Source organism: Streptomyces sp. NPDC001415 (assembly GCF_053597395.1).
In genome coordinates this window covers 491949-505897 of sequence record NZ_JBSFIE010000001.1, presented here as the reverse complement: position 1 = coordinate 505897, position 13949 = coordinate 491949, and the positions used below count along the sequence as shown (strand labels likewise).

12 protein-coding genes are annotated in these 13949 nt (G+C 70.6%); 3 read left to right on the top strand and 9 right to left on the bottom strand.

The window, feature by feature from the left end; all coding sequences use genetic code 11:
* Window positions 1–24: 24 nt before the first annotated feature.
* Genes ACWC2B_RS02200 through ACWC2B_RS02185 form a run of 4 tightly spaced genes read right to left on the bottom strand, consistent with a single transcriptional unit; the run spans window position 25 to window position 4918 of the window.
* Window positions 25–1011: a Gfo/Idh/MocA family protein gene (locus ACWC2B_RS02200; RefSeq protein ID WP_450714511.1), complete on the bottom strand. Its 987-nt coding sequence runs from the start codon at window positions 1009–1011 to the stop codon at window positions 25–27.
* Window positions 1004–2461, bottom strand: a complete 1458-nt coding sequence (locus ACWC2B_RS02195; protein ID WP_450714510.1) for an NDP-hexose 2,3-dehydratase family protein — start codon at window positions 2459–2461, stop codon at window positions 1004–1006. The genes ACWC2B_RS02200 and ACWC2B_RS02195 overlap by 8 nt, the downstream gene beginning before the upstream one ends.
* Window positions 2462–2512: 51 nt before the next feature.
* Window positions 2513–3814, bottom strand: a complete 1302-nt coding sequence (gene rfbH / locus ACWC2B_RS02190; protein ID WP_450714509.1) for a lipopolysaccharide biosynthesis protein RfbH — start codon at window positions 3812–3814, stop codon at window positions 2513–2515.
* Window positions 3815–3853: 39 nt separating this feature from the next.
* The gene (locus tag ACWC2B_RS02185; RefSeq protein WP_450714508.1) at window positions 3854–4918 is read right to left on the bottom strand and encodes an NAD-dependent epimerase/dehydratase family protein; all 1065 of its coding nucleotides are present in this window, start codon (window positions 4916–4918) and stop codon (window positions 3854–3856) included.
* A gap of 139 nt (window positions 4919–5057) precedes the next feature.
* On the opposite strand from ACWC2B_RS02185, the gene ACWC2B_RS02180 reads away from it, so the two are divergent.
* A complete protein-coding gene (locus tag ACWC2B_RS02180) occupies window positions 5058–5681 on the top strand; it encodes a dTDP-4-dehydrorhamnose 3,5-epimerase family protein (RefSeq protein WP_450714507.1) in 624 nt (207 codons plus the stop codon).
* 212 nt (window positions 5682–5893) lie between these two features.
* On the opposite strand, the gene ACWC2B_RS02175 is transcribed toward ACWC2B_RS02180, so the two are convergent.
* The 5 genes from ACWC2B_RS02175 to ACWC2B_RS02155 all read right to left on the bottom strand — a co-directional run bounded on the left by ACWC2B_RS02175 (window position 5894) and on the right by ACWC2B_RS02155 (window position 11528).
* On the bottom strand, window positions 5894–7498 hold the full coding sequence (locus ACWC2B_RS02175; protein WP_450714506.1) for an FAD-dependent oxidoreductase: 1605 nt from the start codon (window positions 7496–7498) through the stop codon (window positions 5894–5896).
* Entirely contained in the window at window positions 7495–8523 is a 1029-nt protein-coding gene (gene rfbB, locus ACWC2B_RS02170; protein WP_450714505.1) for a dTDP-glucose 4,6-dehydratase, read from the bottom strand. The genes ACWC2B_RS02175 and rfbB overlap by 4 nt, the downstream gene beginning before the upstream one ends.
* The gene (locus tag ACWC2B_RS02165; protein WP_450714504.1) at window positions 8520–9587 is read right to left on the bottom strand and encodes a glucose-1-phosphate thymidylyltransferase; all 1068 of its coding nucleotides are present in this window, start codon (window positions 9585–9587) and stop codon (window positions 8520–8522) included. Before ACWC2B_RS02165 ends, rfbB begins: the two co-directional genes overlap by 4 nt.
* Before the next feature lie 125 nt (window positions 9588–9712).
* A complete protein-coding gene (gene ssuE, locus ACWC2B_RS02160) occupies window positions 9713–10288 on the bottom strand; it encodes an NADPH-dependent FMN reductase (protein ID WP_450714503.1) in 576 nt (191 codons plus the stop codon).
* Between the two features lie 97 nt (window positions 10289–10385).
* Window positions 10386–11528: a MupA/Atu3671 family FMN-dependent luciferase-like monooxygenase gene (locus ACWC2B_RS02155; RefSeq protein WP_450714502.1), complete on the bottom strand. Its 1143-nt coding sequence runs from the start codon at window positions 11526–11528 to the stop codon at window positions 10386–10388.
* A 386-nt stretch (window positions 11529–11914) separates the two neighbouring features.
* Between ACWC2B_RS02155 and ACWC2B_RS02150 the strand changes: the two genes are divergently transcribed.
* Both ACWC2B_RS02150 and ACWC2B_RS02145 read left to right on the top strand, forming a co-directional pair.
* The gene (locus ACWC2B_RS02150) at window positions 11915–13438 is read left to right on the top strand and encodes a class I adenylate-forming enzyme family protein (protein ID WP_450714501.1); all 1524 of its coding nucleotides are present in this window, start codon (window positions 11915–11917) and stop codon (window positions 13436–13438) included.
* Window positions 13439–13486: 48 nt separating this feature from the next.
* On the top strand, window positions 13487–13750 hold the full coding sequence (locus tag ACWC2B_RS02145) for a phosphopantetheine-binding protein (RefSeq protein ID WP_450714500.1): 264 nt from the start codon (window positions 13487–13489) through the stop codon (window positions 13748–13750).
* Window positions 13751–13949 lie beyond the last annotated feature (199 nt).

Below are 13949 nucleotides of genomic sequence, written 5' to 3'. Positions count from 1 at the left end.
TCGTGAGTGATCGCGAGTCGCCCGTTACGCGTTGTCATGGTGCGTCGCCCGCACCCGGACCGCGTCCAGCAGGATCGCCTGCTCCAGGCACTCCCCGGCGTCCGGCGACTCGACGGCGCCGGAGCGCACCGCGCGCACGAACGCCCTTACGGTGGCGGCGACTTGGTCGTGCGGGGCCAGGGTCAACTCGCGCGGGCCGTGCGCGTCGGTGATCCACACCGTCGGCTTGTGGTCGGCGGGCGGAGTGAACGCCGGCTCGACGCGAATCCGCCCCTCGCTGCCCCACAGCTCGTACGCCGAGCGGTACGCGTGCTCCATGCCGAAGGCCAGCTGCCCGAGCACCCCGGAAGGGGAGCGCACGAGCACCGCGCCCGAGGTCTCCACCGCCGAGCCGCCCCCGTGCTCAAGGGCGGCGCCGACGATCTCCAGGCCCGCGCCGAGGAAGTACAGCGCGGCCCGCACCGGGTAGTAGCCGACGTCGAGCAGGGCGCCGCCGCCGAGTTCCGGGCGGTGCCTGATGTTCCCGGCGGGCAGCGCCGGGATCGCGAACGCGGCGCTGAACGCCCGGAGTTGACCGATCGCGCCGCTCGTCACCAGCTCCCGAACGACCGAGTGCTGGGGATGCTGGACGAACATGACGTTCTCCATGAGCACCAGGCCCGAGGCGCGCGCGAGATCGAGCAGCGCCTCGGTGGTCGGCCGATCGGCGGTGAGCGGCTTCTCCGCCAGGACGTGCTTGCCCGCGCGCAGCGCCCGGCCCGCCCACTCGGCGTGCAGCGAGATGGGCAGCGGCACGTACACGGCGTCCACGTCGTCCCGGGTGAGGACCGCGTCGTACGACTCGACCGGGGCGCAGCCGAACTGGTCCGCGACCTCCTTGGCGCGCCCGCCGTCCCGGCTCGCCACCGCGGTCAGCTCCACCTCCGGGTCCGCCGCCATGGCGGGCAGCACCCGGCGGCGGGCGATGTCTGCGGTGCCGAGGACGGCGATGCGCAGGGGTCGATCAGTCATCCGTCAGATGTCCCATGGCGTTGAGGCAGGCGAGGAGCGTCCTGGCCTGCACATTGACGTAGTGTCCGTGCTTGATCAGCGCTGTCAGCTGACCGATCGTCACCCACTGATAGCCGGCCGGTGGCTCGATAGGGGCGTCCTGCTCGTCGGCCTCGATGACCAGGTAGCGGTTCTCCGCGTACAGGAACCGGCCGCCCTCCTCCGAGTGGATGGCGTCGTAGCGGATGCGTTCGGGCGCCGCTTCCAGGACGAGATCCAGGAACGGCGGGCGGACCTGGAGGCCCTCGAAGTTGTCCGGCGAGCACTGCACGGTGGGGGCGAGTTCGACCGTGTCGAGGAAGCCGCCCTCGACCTTGGCGTTGGCCAGGACGTGCAGCACGCCGTCGAACGAACGGGCCAGGAAGGCCGCGATACCGCGGCTGCACGGCTCGATCAGGGGCTGCGTCCAGCTCGTCACCTCGCGGTTGCCGGCCTGCACCTCGACCGCGACGACGTTGAACCAGCGGCCGTCGTCCTTGCCGATGCGCGCCTCGTCCCGGGTCCAGCCCGGCACGTCGTCCAGCGGGATCCGCTCGGCCTGCACGTCGTAGCGCGAACGCTCCGAGGTGAACCACGAAAGGAGGTCGACGTCCGTGAGCAGCGCGCCCGCCCGGGGGTCGCGCGAGCGGGCCAGGGACTGGCTGAAAGCGTCCCCCCGCACGGCGCCCGCGCGGTGGGCGGGCAGGCAGGCGAGGACGGTGCGCGAGTCCATGTTCACCAGGTTGTCCTGGTGCAGGAGTTCGGAGATCTGACCCAGCGTCAGCCAGCAGAAGTCCTCGTCGAGCGGGACGTCGCCGTCCACCTCGACGATCATGTTGCGGTTGCTCTTGTGGTAGAACCACGAGCCGTGCTCGGACTGGAGCACGTCGGCGAGGATGCGGCCCCGCCCGCTGCCCGTGAAGTACTCGATGTACTTCACGTCCGTGCCCTGGTGGACCTTGGTGTAGTTGCTGCGGGTGGCCTGCACGGTCGGGGAGAGCTGGAGCAGATTGCGGTTGCCCGGCTCCATCTTGGCCTGCATCAGGAAGTGCAGGACGCCGTCGAACTCCTTCACCAGGATGCCGAGGATGCCGACCTCGGGCTGCTTGATGATCGGCTGGTACCACTCCTTGTGGGGGCCGTCGTCGGTCGTGACGTGCAGCCCTTCCACGCTGAAGAAACGGCCGCTGGAGTGCACCAGGTTCCCGGTGTCCGGCTCGAAGGACCAGCCGCGCAGCTTGGAGAACGGGATGCGCTCGATGTGGAAGCGGCCCGCCTTCCTGCGCTCGGCGAACCAGTGGTGGAACTCCCCGGTGGTCAGGAGTCCGCCGGTGGTGGCCGCGGACGCCGCGATCCGGTCGGCGACCGACACCGGCTCACGGGGCTGGACCACCGGCTGAAGCTCAGTCAGCTCCGCAAGTGTCGACGACATGTACGCTCTCTCCTCGTCAAGGGTGCTGGGGTGGAGGGGTGTCGGGGGCCGTCACCAGCCGGCGACGAAGTCCCGGATCGAGGACGTCATGAAGTCGGTGTGCTCGTCGGTGAGCCCCGGATAGACGCCGATCCAGAAGGTCTGCTCGGTGATGATGTCGGAGTTGGTGAGGTCGCCCACGATCCGGTGCGGGGCGTCCACATAGGCGGGCTGGCGGGTCAGGTTGCCGGCGAACAGGTTGCGGGTGCCGATCTTCCGCTCTTCGAGGAAGTTCACCAACTCCTTGCGCTTGAACGGCGCGTCGGGGTCGACGGTGATGACGAAACCGAACCAGCTGGGCTCACTGCCGAGCGTCGCCTCGGGCAGGATCAGGTGCGGTACACCCTCCAGGCCCTCGCGCAGGCGCTGCCAGTTGCGGCGGCGGGCGGCGGTGAAGTCGTCCACCTTGTCGAGCTGGGTCAGACCGAGCGCGGCCTGCAGGTCGGTGGCCTTCAGGTTGTAGCCGATGTGCGAGTAGATGTACTTGTGGTCGTACCCGGCCGGCAGGGTGCCCAGCTGGTATTGGAAGCGCTTGAAGCAGCGGTCGCTCTCGCCCGGCTCGCACCAGCAGTCCCGGCCCCAGTCGCGCAGCGACTCCACGATGCGGGCAAGAGCCAGGTTCGAGGTCAGCACACAGCCGCCCTCGCCCATCGTCAGGTGGTGCGCCGGGTAGAAGCTGACCGTCGTCAAGTCGCCGAAGGTGCCGGTGAGTTGACCGTTGTAGAGGGAGCCCACCGCGTCGCAGTTGTCCTCGATGAGGAAGAGGTCGTTCTCCTCGGCGATCTGCGCGACCTCGGCGACCTCGAACGGGTTGCCAAGGGCGTGCGCGACCATGATGGCCCGCGTCTTGGGACCGACGGCGGCCTTGATGCGCTCGGCGGTCGTGTTGTACGTCTTCAGCTCGACGTCCACGAAGACCGGGATGAGACCGTTCTGCAGGATCGGGTTGACGGTGGTCGGGAAGCCCGCGGCCACCGTGATGACCTCGTCGCCCGGCTTGAGCGCGCGGTCCTCCAGGTGCGGCGAGGTGAGCGCCGACATGGCGAGCAGGTTGGCCGAGGAGCCGGAGTTCACCAGGTGGGCCTTGCGTCGCTTCATGTAACGGGCGAACCGGGACTCGAACTTGCGCGAGCTGGTGCCGGCGGCTATCCGCATGTCGAGCGCCGCCTCCACCAGCGCCACTCTGTCCGCCGGCTCCAGGACCGCACCGGACGGCCAGATCTCGCTGACTCCCGGCACGAACTCGCGGGACGGCTCCTTCTCCAGGTGGTACTCCCGCACCTGATCGAGAATCCGTGCCTTGGTGTCACTCATTTTGGCTGCCTCCATGGTCGTCAGTTCGGCACGAAGCCCTCAGCGGTGATCCGACAGGGCCATCGTCGAGGGGGCGACTTGAAGGGCACTGGACAACGACTCGCGATGGGCGGCGGCCCCGGAGCTCGGGGCACCCGGCGGCGGCTCGGAGCCGACGGCGGCGCGGGCGTGGGCCAGCAGATCGCGCAGCGAATCGTCCAGGCCGCGCCGCGGTGACCAGCCCAGAAGCCGCTTCGCGCGCCCGATGTCCATGCGCTGCCACTCGGCCTCGGGCGGCCGTCCGCCCGCGCTCGGCGCCTCGACGATCTCGGCGGCCTCACCGGCGAGCTCCGTCAGCCTCGCCACCAGGCTGCGCACCGAAGTAGCTTGCCCGCCACCGATGTTGAGGACCTGCCCGGTCGCCTCGGAGCAGGCTGCGGCAAGGGCCGCATCCGCCACATCCCGTACGTCCACGAAGTCGCGGTGGGCGAGCAGCGGGGCGAGGCGCAGCGGTTCGGGGGCGGACGTCGCGAGATGGTGCGCCACCATGCCGAGAAGGCTCGCCCGGTGGGTGCCGGGACCCGACACGTTCGACACGCGAAGCACCAGGCCCTCCGCCTCGCCCGACGCCGTCGCCTCAAGCAGCGCGCGGGCACCCGCCAGCTTGGAGCGGCCGTACGGGGTGACCGGCACGGTCGGGGTGTCCTCCGTGATCCCCGTACGCGGCACCGGCCCGTACTCGTGCACCGAGCCCAGCTGGATCAGCCGGGGCCGGCCTTCGAGCCGGGCGGTCGCGGCCACCAGGTGCTCCACCAGCGCGGCGTTGGCCCGGGTCATGTCGTCCTCGGTGGCCTGCCACACCGCGCCGGCCGCGTTCACCACCGCCCCCGCGCCACGCTCGGCGAGCAGCCCGGCGATACGTCCCGGCGCCGCGCCCACCACGTCAAGTGGAAGGATTTCATAGGGAGTTGACGCGTTCCGTACGTCGCGGGCGATGCCCGTCACCGTCCAGCCCGCCGCACCGAACACCTCGCAGATGTGCCGGCCCACGAACCCCGTGGCGCCGAGCACCACCACCGATCCGGCTTCGCCGCCACCCCTGCCGCCTGCTCTTCGGTCGCTCACCGACACCGTGCTACCTCCTGTAAGCGCTCCTGTATGCGCGGTTTGAGCGGCACTGTGGCGCGTCGCGCTCGGGGACCGCTGGACAGGTGGTCATGCGGCGCTACCGGAACTTGAGTCGGGGCGCCTACCGTCCGGGACCATGAGGATCGAAGAGACCGCCGTACCGGACGCGTACCGCATCATGCCGCAGCTGCTGACGGACCCCCGCGGCAGTTTCCACGAGTCGTACAGATACGACCTGCTCGCCGCCGAGACCGGGCACGAGTTCGTGCCGCGCCAGGTCAACTACTCGGCGTCCTCCCGCAATACGGTGCGCGGGCTGCACGGCGTGGCCATCCCGCCGGGCCAGGCGAAACTGGTGAGCTGCGTGCGCGGGGCGCTGCTCGACGTGGTCGTGGACGTACGCGTGGGGTCCCCCACCTTCGGCGAGCACGTGACCACGGTGCTCGACGCGCGGGACGGGCGGGGCATGTTCGTGGCGGAGGGGCTCGCGCACGGGTTCGTGGCGCTGACCGACGACACGTGCATCAGCTATCTCTGCTCCACGGAGTACGTGCCGGGTACGCAGCTCGACCTGCGGGCGTTCGACCCGGAGCTGGGGCTTCCGTGGGCCCGGTGGCTCACGGGGGACCCCGTACTGTCCGAGAAGGACGCGGGGGCTCCTACCGTCGCGGAGGCCTTGGAGCTCGGGTTGCTTCCTACGTATGCGCAGTGTGTCTCCCTGTACGGGAGGAGTTCCGAGCGCTCGCGGCACGCTGCCTAGGCGCTCCGCTGGTATCGCGTTCGGCTGCGGGCAGTCCCTGGCTGGGCGCGCAGTTCCCCGCGCCCCTGTAGGCGGACCGGAACCTCGCCGTCGCGCCCGTCGTGGCGGAGCCGCGCAATGGCACAGCCCCGCGCCCCTTCGGGCGCTCCCCGCACACCACATTGGGCCCGCCCCCCGGATGCTGCTTCCGGTGGCGGGCCCAATCAGCTTGGTCAGCTGGCCAGTTGATGGGATTCGACGGGGTGGATTCCCAAAGAGGTCAGTGCGGTCGACGGGGACTCCTTTGCTGTGCCTCTCGCGGCCAGATAGCCGTCGGGGCGGATCAGGAGCCAGGTGCCCTCCGGGGCGCCCAAGGCCGTGGACAGATGGCCGGCCGGGTCGGACAGGGTGTCCGGGCCGGGGGTGTTCACCGTGCGGATGCGTACCGACGGGCCGTAGCGGTCCTCGGGGGCCTCGCCGAAGGTGAGCAACAGCCATTGCGGGTGCTGGAGTTCGGCGATCACCTCTTGCCAGCCCGGGCTGGTGGCGAGGTCGGGTGTCGTGACGCGGGCGACCCTTTCGCCGGGGCGGACGCCTTCCGAAGGCGCCGACGGGTGGGCCAGGGGGCCCGCCGCGTAGCCGAGGCCCAGGGCCGACATGCCGCCCATGATCTTGCGCTGGATGCGGCCCTTGACGGGCGGCAGCGAGCGCAGCACCGTGAACGCGGCGCGCAGCGCGGCCGCCGCCTTGCGGCTCTTGAGCTGCACCAGCATCGTCGCCATCTTGGTGGTGCGCAGCAACTCCGCGCCCACCGGGACGCGTTCGTCGCTGTAGCTGTCCAGGAGCGATTCCGGGGCCTCGCCGCGCAGGACCGTGGCGAGCTTCCAGGACAGGTTGACCGCGTCCTGGACACCGGTGTTCATGCCCTGCCCGGAGGCCGGGCTGTGGACGTGCGCCGCGTCACCGGCGAGCAGTACCCGGCCGTTGCGCATCTGGCCGATCATGCGCTGCTGGATGGTGAACACCGAGACCCAGGACGGCGATTCGACCACCGCGGGCTTGCCCGTGCCGGTGCTGATCTTCGCCGAGAAGCGCCGGGCCACCATCGCGTCGTCGCCGCCGTAGGACGTCTCCGCGGTGTCGAGCAGGCGCCACTTGCCGGGCTCGGGGAACGGCACCATCATCACGGTGCCGGTGGGCGTGCGCATCCAGTGGATGCTGTCCTTGGGCAGGTCGCAGTGGACGGTCGCGTCCGCGATGAGCCAGGTCTCGCTCGACTCGCCTTCGAGTTTGAGGCCGAGCTGCTTGCGGATGGTGCTGTGGCCGCCGTCCGTGCCGACCAGCCAGTCGGCTGCGACGGTTTCCGTGCGGCCGTCGGTGTGGACGAGGTGGGCCCGTACGCCCTCGGCGCCCAGGTCCTCGAACTCCGTGAGGCGTACGCCCCACTCGACCTCGACGCCCCGGCGGGCGGTCGCGGTGCGCAGCACCTCCTCGGTGATGACCTGGTCGACCATCAGCGTGAACGGGAAGCGGGTGGGAAGCCGGCTGTAGTCCGTGTCGAAGCGGATCAGGCGGCGGCCGTTCTGGTGCAGCGTGAAGTGCTCCACCCGCTGGCCGCGCGGAAGCAGCTCGTCCAGGATGCCCATCTGGTCGTACGTCTCAAGGGTGCGGGCGTGGGTGGCGAGCGCCCGGCTGGTGGTGGCCGGGCCGGCCGCCGCGTCCACGAGCCGGACCCGCACGCCGTGCCGGGCCAGCTCGTGGGCGGCGCTCAGCCCGACCGGCCCGGCGCCCACGACAAGCACCTGGGGTGCGGGCGCCGTATCGTTGAGCAGCGTCACTTCTGGCCCTCCTGCGGCGCGTGCTTGACCGCCTTCCACCAGCCCGGGTTGTCGCGGTACCAGGCGGCGGTCTCGGCGAGGCCGTCCTCGAAGGAGATGCGCGGCGTGTAGCCGAGCTCCTCGGCGATCTTCGCCTCGCTGAGCGAGTAGCGCAGGTCGTGGCCCTTGCGGTCGGCGACCCGGACCACCTTCGACCAGTCGTTGCCGGTCAACTCCAGGAGGCGCTCGGTGATCTGACGGTTCGTCTGCTCGTTGCCGCCGCCCACGTTGTAGATCTCGCCGGCCCGGCCCCTGGTGAGGACGAGCTGGATCGCGCGGCAGTGGTCGTCGACGTGCAGCCACTCGCGGATGTTGGCGCCCTCGCCGTACAGCGGGACCGTCTCGCCTTCGAGCAGGTTGGTGACGAAGCGCGGGATCAGCTTCTCGGGGTGCTGGTAGGGCCCGTAGTTGTTGGAGCAGCGGGTGATCGACACGTTCAGGCCGTGGGTGCGCCAGTAGGCGCGGGTGATGAGGTCCGAGCCCGCCTTGGAGGCGGCGTACGGGGAGTTGGGCAGGAGCGGCCACTCCTCGGTCCAGGAGCCCTCGTCGATGGAGCCGTACACCTCGTCGGTGGAGACGTGCACGACACGCTGGACGCCGGCGCGCAGCGCGGCCTCCATGACGTTCTGGGTGCCGCCGACGTTGGTCGCGATGAACTCGGCGGCCGACTCCAGGGAGCGGTCCACGTGGGACTCGGCCGCGAAGTGGACGACCGCGTCATGTCCGGGGAACAGCTCCAGGAGCAGCGGCAGGTCGCAGATGTCGCCCTCGACGAAGGTCAGGCGGGGGTGCTCGGCGGGCAGGTTCTCGCGGTTGCCCGCGTAGGTGAGCTTGTCGAGGACGGTGACCTCGGCGTTCTCGTACCCTTCGTAGCCGCCCTCCAGGAGCGTGCGCACGTAGTGCGAGCCGATGAAGCCCGCGCCGCCGGTGACCAGGATCTTGTTCATGCCGCTCTTCTCCGCGCTCTCCGTGTCCGTGTTCGTCATGCCGCGACCTCCACGCGGGTGTGGTCGCCGACCACCAGGCGGTGGTGGCGGCTTGCCAGGTCGATGCCCGTGACCGCGGCGGACCTGCCGAGCAGGGAGCCGTGCAGGCCCCGCACCGCGGAGATCGTCGCGCCGTCCAGGGCGATCGAGTAGTCGAGATGGGTGCCGGACAGGACGCAGTCCCGGCCGATGGACGTGTGCGGTCCGACGTGGCTGTCCTCCAGGACCGTGCCCGCGCCGATCACGACGGGGCCCTCCACGAAGGAGCGGGTGATCTTCGCGCCGGGCTCGACGACCACGGCACCGATCAGCACGCTCTGGTCGTCGACCTCGCCCTCCACACGGCGCTCGATGCCGTCGAGGAGCATCTGGTTGCACTCCAGGACGTCCTCGACGCGGCCGGTGTCCTTCCAGTACCCGCGGTACTCCTGGGCCCGGACGGTCTGGCCGTTGGTCACCAGCCACTGGATGGCGTCGGTGATCTCCAGCTCGCCGCGCGCGCTCGGCACGATCGAGTCGACGGCCTCGTGGATGGCCGGGGTGAAGAAGTACACGCCGATGAGCGCCAGGTTGGAGCGCGGCACCGGGGGCTTCTCGACGAGCCGCTCCACGACGCCGGTCGCGTCCACTTCGGCCACACCGAACGCGCGCGGGTCCTCGACCTGGGCGACGAGCACCTGGGCGGCCGGGCGCAGCGCGTGGAACTCGGCGGCGGCCTCGGTGATGCCCTCGGGGAGCATGTTGTCGCCGAGGTACATCACGAAGTCGTCGTCGCCGAGGAAGTCCTGGGCGAGCTGCACGCACTGGGCGAGGCCCTTGGGGCTCTCCTGCGGGATGTACGTGATCTCGACGCCGAGCCGGGACCCGTCGCCGAGCGCCTCGGCTATCTCCTCGACGTGGTTGCCGACGATGATCCCGATCTCGGTGACACCGAGGTCGCGGATGTTGTCGAGCACCCGCTCAAGGACGGGCTTGTTGGCGATCGGGATGAGCTGCTTGGGCATGGAGTAGCTGAACGGGCGCAGTCGGCTTCCCGTACCGCCGCTCAGAACCAGAGCCTTCATGGAGTCCTCTTCTGTCGTGGTTGCGTCGTGGTCGACACATCAACAGGCACATGAATGGGGTGAGTTGCACAGCGATTCTTGGCACAGCGATTCGTTGTACGGCGATGGGCCGTACGGCGATTCGGTCAGGCGGCGGGCACCAGCCGGACGGTCGGGGTGGCGGCCTCGGTGAGGCTCTCCACCAGGTCGGCGAACTTGTCGGTGGCCTCGTGCAGCAGGGTCTCGGTGTCGGGCTCAAGGCCCGCGAAGCCGCCCGGGCCCTTGCGGATGCCGCCGGCGTGCACGAAGAAGCTCTCCGAGACCGCTCGCGGCTTCATCGACATCAGCACGGGGCGCAGCCCGTAATCGAGGGCGAGCACATGGGCGAGCGAGCCGCCGGTGGCCAGCGGCAGCACGACCTTGCCTTCGAGGGCGAACTGCGGCAGTACGTCCAGGAAGGACTTGAGCAGTCCCGAGTAGCCCGCCTTGTACACCGGGGTGGCCAGGACGACGGCGTCGGCCCTCGCGAACTGCTCGGCCGCGTCGGCGAGTTGGGGATGGTTCACCTCGGCCCGCAGGAGTTCGGCCGCGGGCAGGGTGCGCACGGCGAGCGGCTCCACCCGGTGCCCGCGGCGGGCCAGCCGGTCCGCCGCGAGGGTGAGTACCTGGTGGGTGCTGGAGACCGGCGACGGACTGCCGGAGACGGCGAGGATCGTCGGCATGGACAACCTCCTGATAACGGATCCTGGTCAAGGATGAGGAGAGGCTCTTGCGTGGGTCGGGGGCGGGCGCGCCGCCCGGGGATCGGGTGGCCGGGGTTCAGGCAGCCAGGACCGGCTCGGCGGGGGCGGCGGCCTCGCGGCGGACCGCGGCGACGCGCTCCAGGGAGGCGAGCACGAGTCCCGGGTCGGCGACGAAGTCCACCAGGCAGGCGATCTCGTCGACGCCGGCCGCGCGCACCCGGCGGGCGGTCCCGGCGCACTCCTCGACCGAGCCGATCAGCGAGTTCCCGGACAGATAGCGGTTGACGCCGAGCTCGGCGAGCTTGCGCTGGGCCTTCACGGCGGACAGCACCTCGCGGCCCTGCTTGTTGCCGCTCATCCGGCCGCCGGCCTCGACCGCGAGGGCCTCCAGGTCGATGGCGGAGAGCAGGTAGTCGCGCAGGGCCCCACCGCCCACCCGGCGGGCCTCGTCCGCGTCGTCGGCGACATAGGTGTGCATCATGACGGTGACCTTGCCCGGGCCCTCCCAGCCCGCCTCCGCGCGAGCCGTCCGGTACAGGGCGATCTTGTCGGAGAGCGACTCGACGTCCTGGTTCTCCAGGTGGGTCAGGATGTTGCAGCCGAGCCGCCCCGCCTCGCGGAACGTGCCCTCGCTGCGCGACGCCGTCACCCACACCGACAGGTCGTCCTGCACCGGGCGCGGGAAGACGGGCAGCGTGGTCTCGGCGCCCAGCGGGTTGGGGCCGGTCCAGTGACCGGTGCGCCAGGCGGTCCTGATGTCCGTGACATCCTTGATCATCTGCTCGCGCCGGGTCTCGTACTTCTCCGGCGCGATCACGAAATCGTTGACGTTCCAGCCGGAACCCACCGAGATCGCGACCCGGCCGCCCGAGATGCCGTCCACCATCGCGAAGTCCTCGACGATGCGGGCGGCCGGGTGCAGCGGCGTCACGACGCTGCCGGCCCGGATCTGGATCCGGCTGGTCACCGCGGCGATGGCCGCCGAGGTCACCGCCGGGTTGGGGAAGGCACCGCCGAACCGGTGGAAGTGCCGCTCGGGCGTCGATACGAAACCGAAGCCCAGCTCGTCGGCGCGGCGGGCCGCGTCCAGCATCAGACGGTAGGTCTCCTCAGCCCGGTCGCCGACCGCGGCGAAGAAGAAGACACCGAAGTCCAGCGGCCGCTCACCTGCCGAGCCGTCCGCACCCTGGCTGCCGGTCTGCCGGGAATCCGCGTTCATTTAGCGCTGCCTCCTTCCCCGTCGGACGTCGTCGCGGCGGGGTCGTCACCATGGGGGCTTGCTGCCCGGCGACACCATGGGGCGGCCTCCTCGCACCGGACTTGAGTCCCGGGCAGGCCCCGATCGCTCCAGCGCGGCTCAAGTGCAGTGCGAGCTAGGCCAGTTGTGATGGATTCGAGCAAGATCCGAGGGAGGCTAGATGAACCCCCCTAGGGGCGCGGGGAACTGCGCGACCAGCCACGAAGGAGCCGCACCCAAAGAACGACCCGCAGGGTGCAGGGCGCCGGCCCGCAGGGCCAGGGTCCACCGCCGCTCGACCCGGGGGCGAGGCACCCCCCTCACGCTCGGGTGACCAACAAACGTTCCGATGACCACGAGGTTGCTGGATGACGACTCAGACGCTGGTTGCCGCGGACACCGGCACCGATACCGTCCACGGACTGCTCGCGGCGGCCGTGGCCGCCCGGCCCGACGCCCCCGCGGTGCGCGACGCCTCGGGTGTGTGGACCTATGCGGAACTGGACGCCTGGTCACGGGCGTACGCCGACTGGCTCACCGCCCAGGGTGTGGGACACGTGGACCGGATCCTGGTCCGCGTCGGCAACACCCGCGAATTCACCGCCCTGATGTTCGGCGCGCTGCGCCGCGGCATCGCCTTCGTCCCGGTCAACCCGGCGATGAAGCGCTTCCACCTGAACACCGTGGTGCCGGACTGCGACCCGGTCCTGGTCATCGGCCAGGACGCCCAGGACACCGCGATCCTGCGGGAGTTGACGGAGCGTCCGGTCTTCGAACTCGACGAGGTGCGGCGCGGTGCCGAGGCGCTGTACGACGCCGTGCCCGCCGCTGTCGACGAGTCGCCGGTCGCCCCGGACGACCTGGGCCTGCTCATCTACACCTCCGGCTCCACCTCGGCGCCCAAGGCCGTGGTGAGCACGCACGCCCCGATCGTCTTCGCCGCCCGCGCCATCCAGGCCCGGCTGAACTACCGCGAGGACGACGTCGTCCTGGTCGCGGTGCCGGTCTCCTTCGACTACGGGCTCTACCAGATCCTGCTTTCCGTGATCGCGGGCGCCCAGGTGGTGCTCACCTCGCCGGACCGCCACGTACGGCTGCTCGGCACCCTGCACGAGCACGGGGTCACCGTCGTTCCGCTGGTGCCCTCGCTCGGCGAGATGCTGCTCACGCTGTCCAGGCGGGACCGCCGCGAGGCGCCCCCGGTACGGCTGTTCACCAACACCGGGGCCGCGCTCACCGGGCCCGTCATCGCGCAGCTGCGTGCCGCGTTCCCGGGGGCCCAGGTGTCGCCGATGTTCGGCACCACCGAGTGCAAGCGCATCACCGTCCTCGAACCGGACGGCGACCTCGAACGCCCCGGCTCGGTCGGCCGCGCCCTGGACGGCACCGAGGTGCTGATCCTGGACGACGACGGCCGGCTCCTGCCGCCCGGCACGGTCGGCGAGATCTGCGTACGCGGACCGCACATCATGACCGGCTACTGGCAGGCCCCGGAGCAGACCGCGCTGCGGTTCCGCCCCGACCCGGTGACCGGCGAGGTCACCCTGCACACCGGCGACTACGGCCACCTCGACGAGGACGGCCACCTCTACTTCGAGGGCCGCCGCGACGACCTCTTCAAGCGCAAGGGCGTCCGCATGGGCACCCTGGAGATCGAGACGGCCGCCCTGGACATCGAGGGCGTCACGGCCGCCGCCGCCCTGGCCCCGGCCGAGGGCCACGACCTCACGCTGTACGCCGTCACCGAGCTGACGGCCGACGAGGTGCTCGCCGAGCTGACGGAGCGCCTGGAGGCCGCCAAGGTCCCGGCCGCCTGCCACCTGCTCGACGAGCTCCCGCTCACCCCGAACGGCAAGACCGACAAGCAGCGGCTGCGCCGCGAACAGAAGTGACCGACTCCCCGAGTCCCCATCCCCGTAATCCCGTAAGGAGATTGAGCCATGACCACCACTGACGTCTCGTGGGACGCCGGCTTCGAGCAGCTGCTGACCTCGGTCCTGCCGCGTGTCACGGGCCCGCTGGACCCCGCGCTCGACCTCAAGGCCGTCGGCCTCGACTCGATGGCCACCATCGAGCTCCTGGTCCGCCTGGAGAACCAGTACGACGTGGAGATCCCCGAGGACAAGCTCACGGCCGCGACCTTCGCGACCCCGGGCGCGCTGTGGGCGGTCCTCAGCGCCCAGCGCACCGCCGCGCACGCCTGACCGGCACCACGAGTTTCCGCCGCACCATCCAACCCCCCACCCGCAACCGTCCTTTGGAGGACACCATGAGCCACCTCATCATCGGCCTCGCCGTCACCGTCGTCGTCTGCCTCGTCGTCAAGTTCGGCGGCGACGCCCTCAAGAAGCGCCGCGGCTGAGCCGTACGGACGCCGGGACCCGAAGGGGCCCTCCGACCACT

Coding starts and splice junctions, on each gene's coding strand:
- ssuE (WP_450714503.1), bottom strand. CDS start 10,288: ATGCCGACGATCCTCGCCGTCTCCGGCAGTCCGTCGCCGGTCTCCAGC.
- ACWC2B_RS02145 (WP_450714500.1), top strand. CDS start 13,487: ATGACCACCACTGACGTCTCGTGGGACGCCGGCTTCGAGCAGCTGCTG.
- ACWC2B_RS02200 (WP_450714511.1), bottom strand. CDS start 1,011: ATGACTGATCGACCCCTGCGCATCGCCGTCCTCGGCACCGCAGACATC.
- ACWC2B_RS02195 (WP_450714510.1), bottom strand. CDS start 2,461: ATGTCGTCGACACTTGCGGAGCTGACTGAGCTTCAGCCGGTGGTCCAG.
- rfbB (WP_450714505.1), bottom strand. CDS start 8,523: ATGACGAACACGGACACGGAGAGCGCGGAGAAGAGCGGCATGAACAAG.
- rfbH (WP_450714509.1), bottom strand. CDS start 3,814: ATGAGTGACACCAAGGCACGGATTCTCGATCAGGTGCGGGAGTACCAC.
- ACWC2B_RS02180 (WP_450714507.1), top strand. CDS start 5,058: ATGAGGATCGAAGAGACCGCCGTACCGGACGCGTACCGCATCATGCCG.
- ACWC2B_RS02165 (WP_450714504.1), bottom strand. CDS start 9,587: ATGAAGGCTCTGGTTCTGAGCGGCGGTACGGGAAGCCGACTGCGCCCG.
- ACWC2B_RS02155 (WP_450714502.1), bottom strand. CDS start 11,528: ATGAACGCGGATTCCCGGCAGACCGGCAGCCAGGGTGCGGACGGCTCG.
- ACWC2B_RS02150 (WP_450714501.1), top strand. CDS start 11,915: ATGACGACTCAGACGCTGGTTGCCGCGGACACCGGCACCGATACCGTC.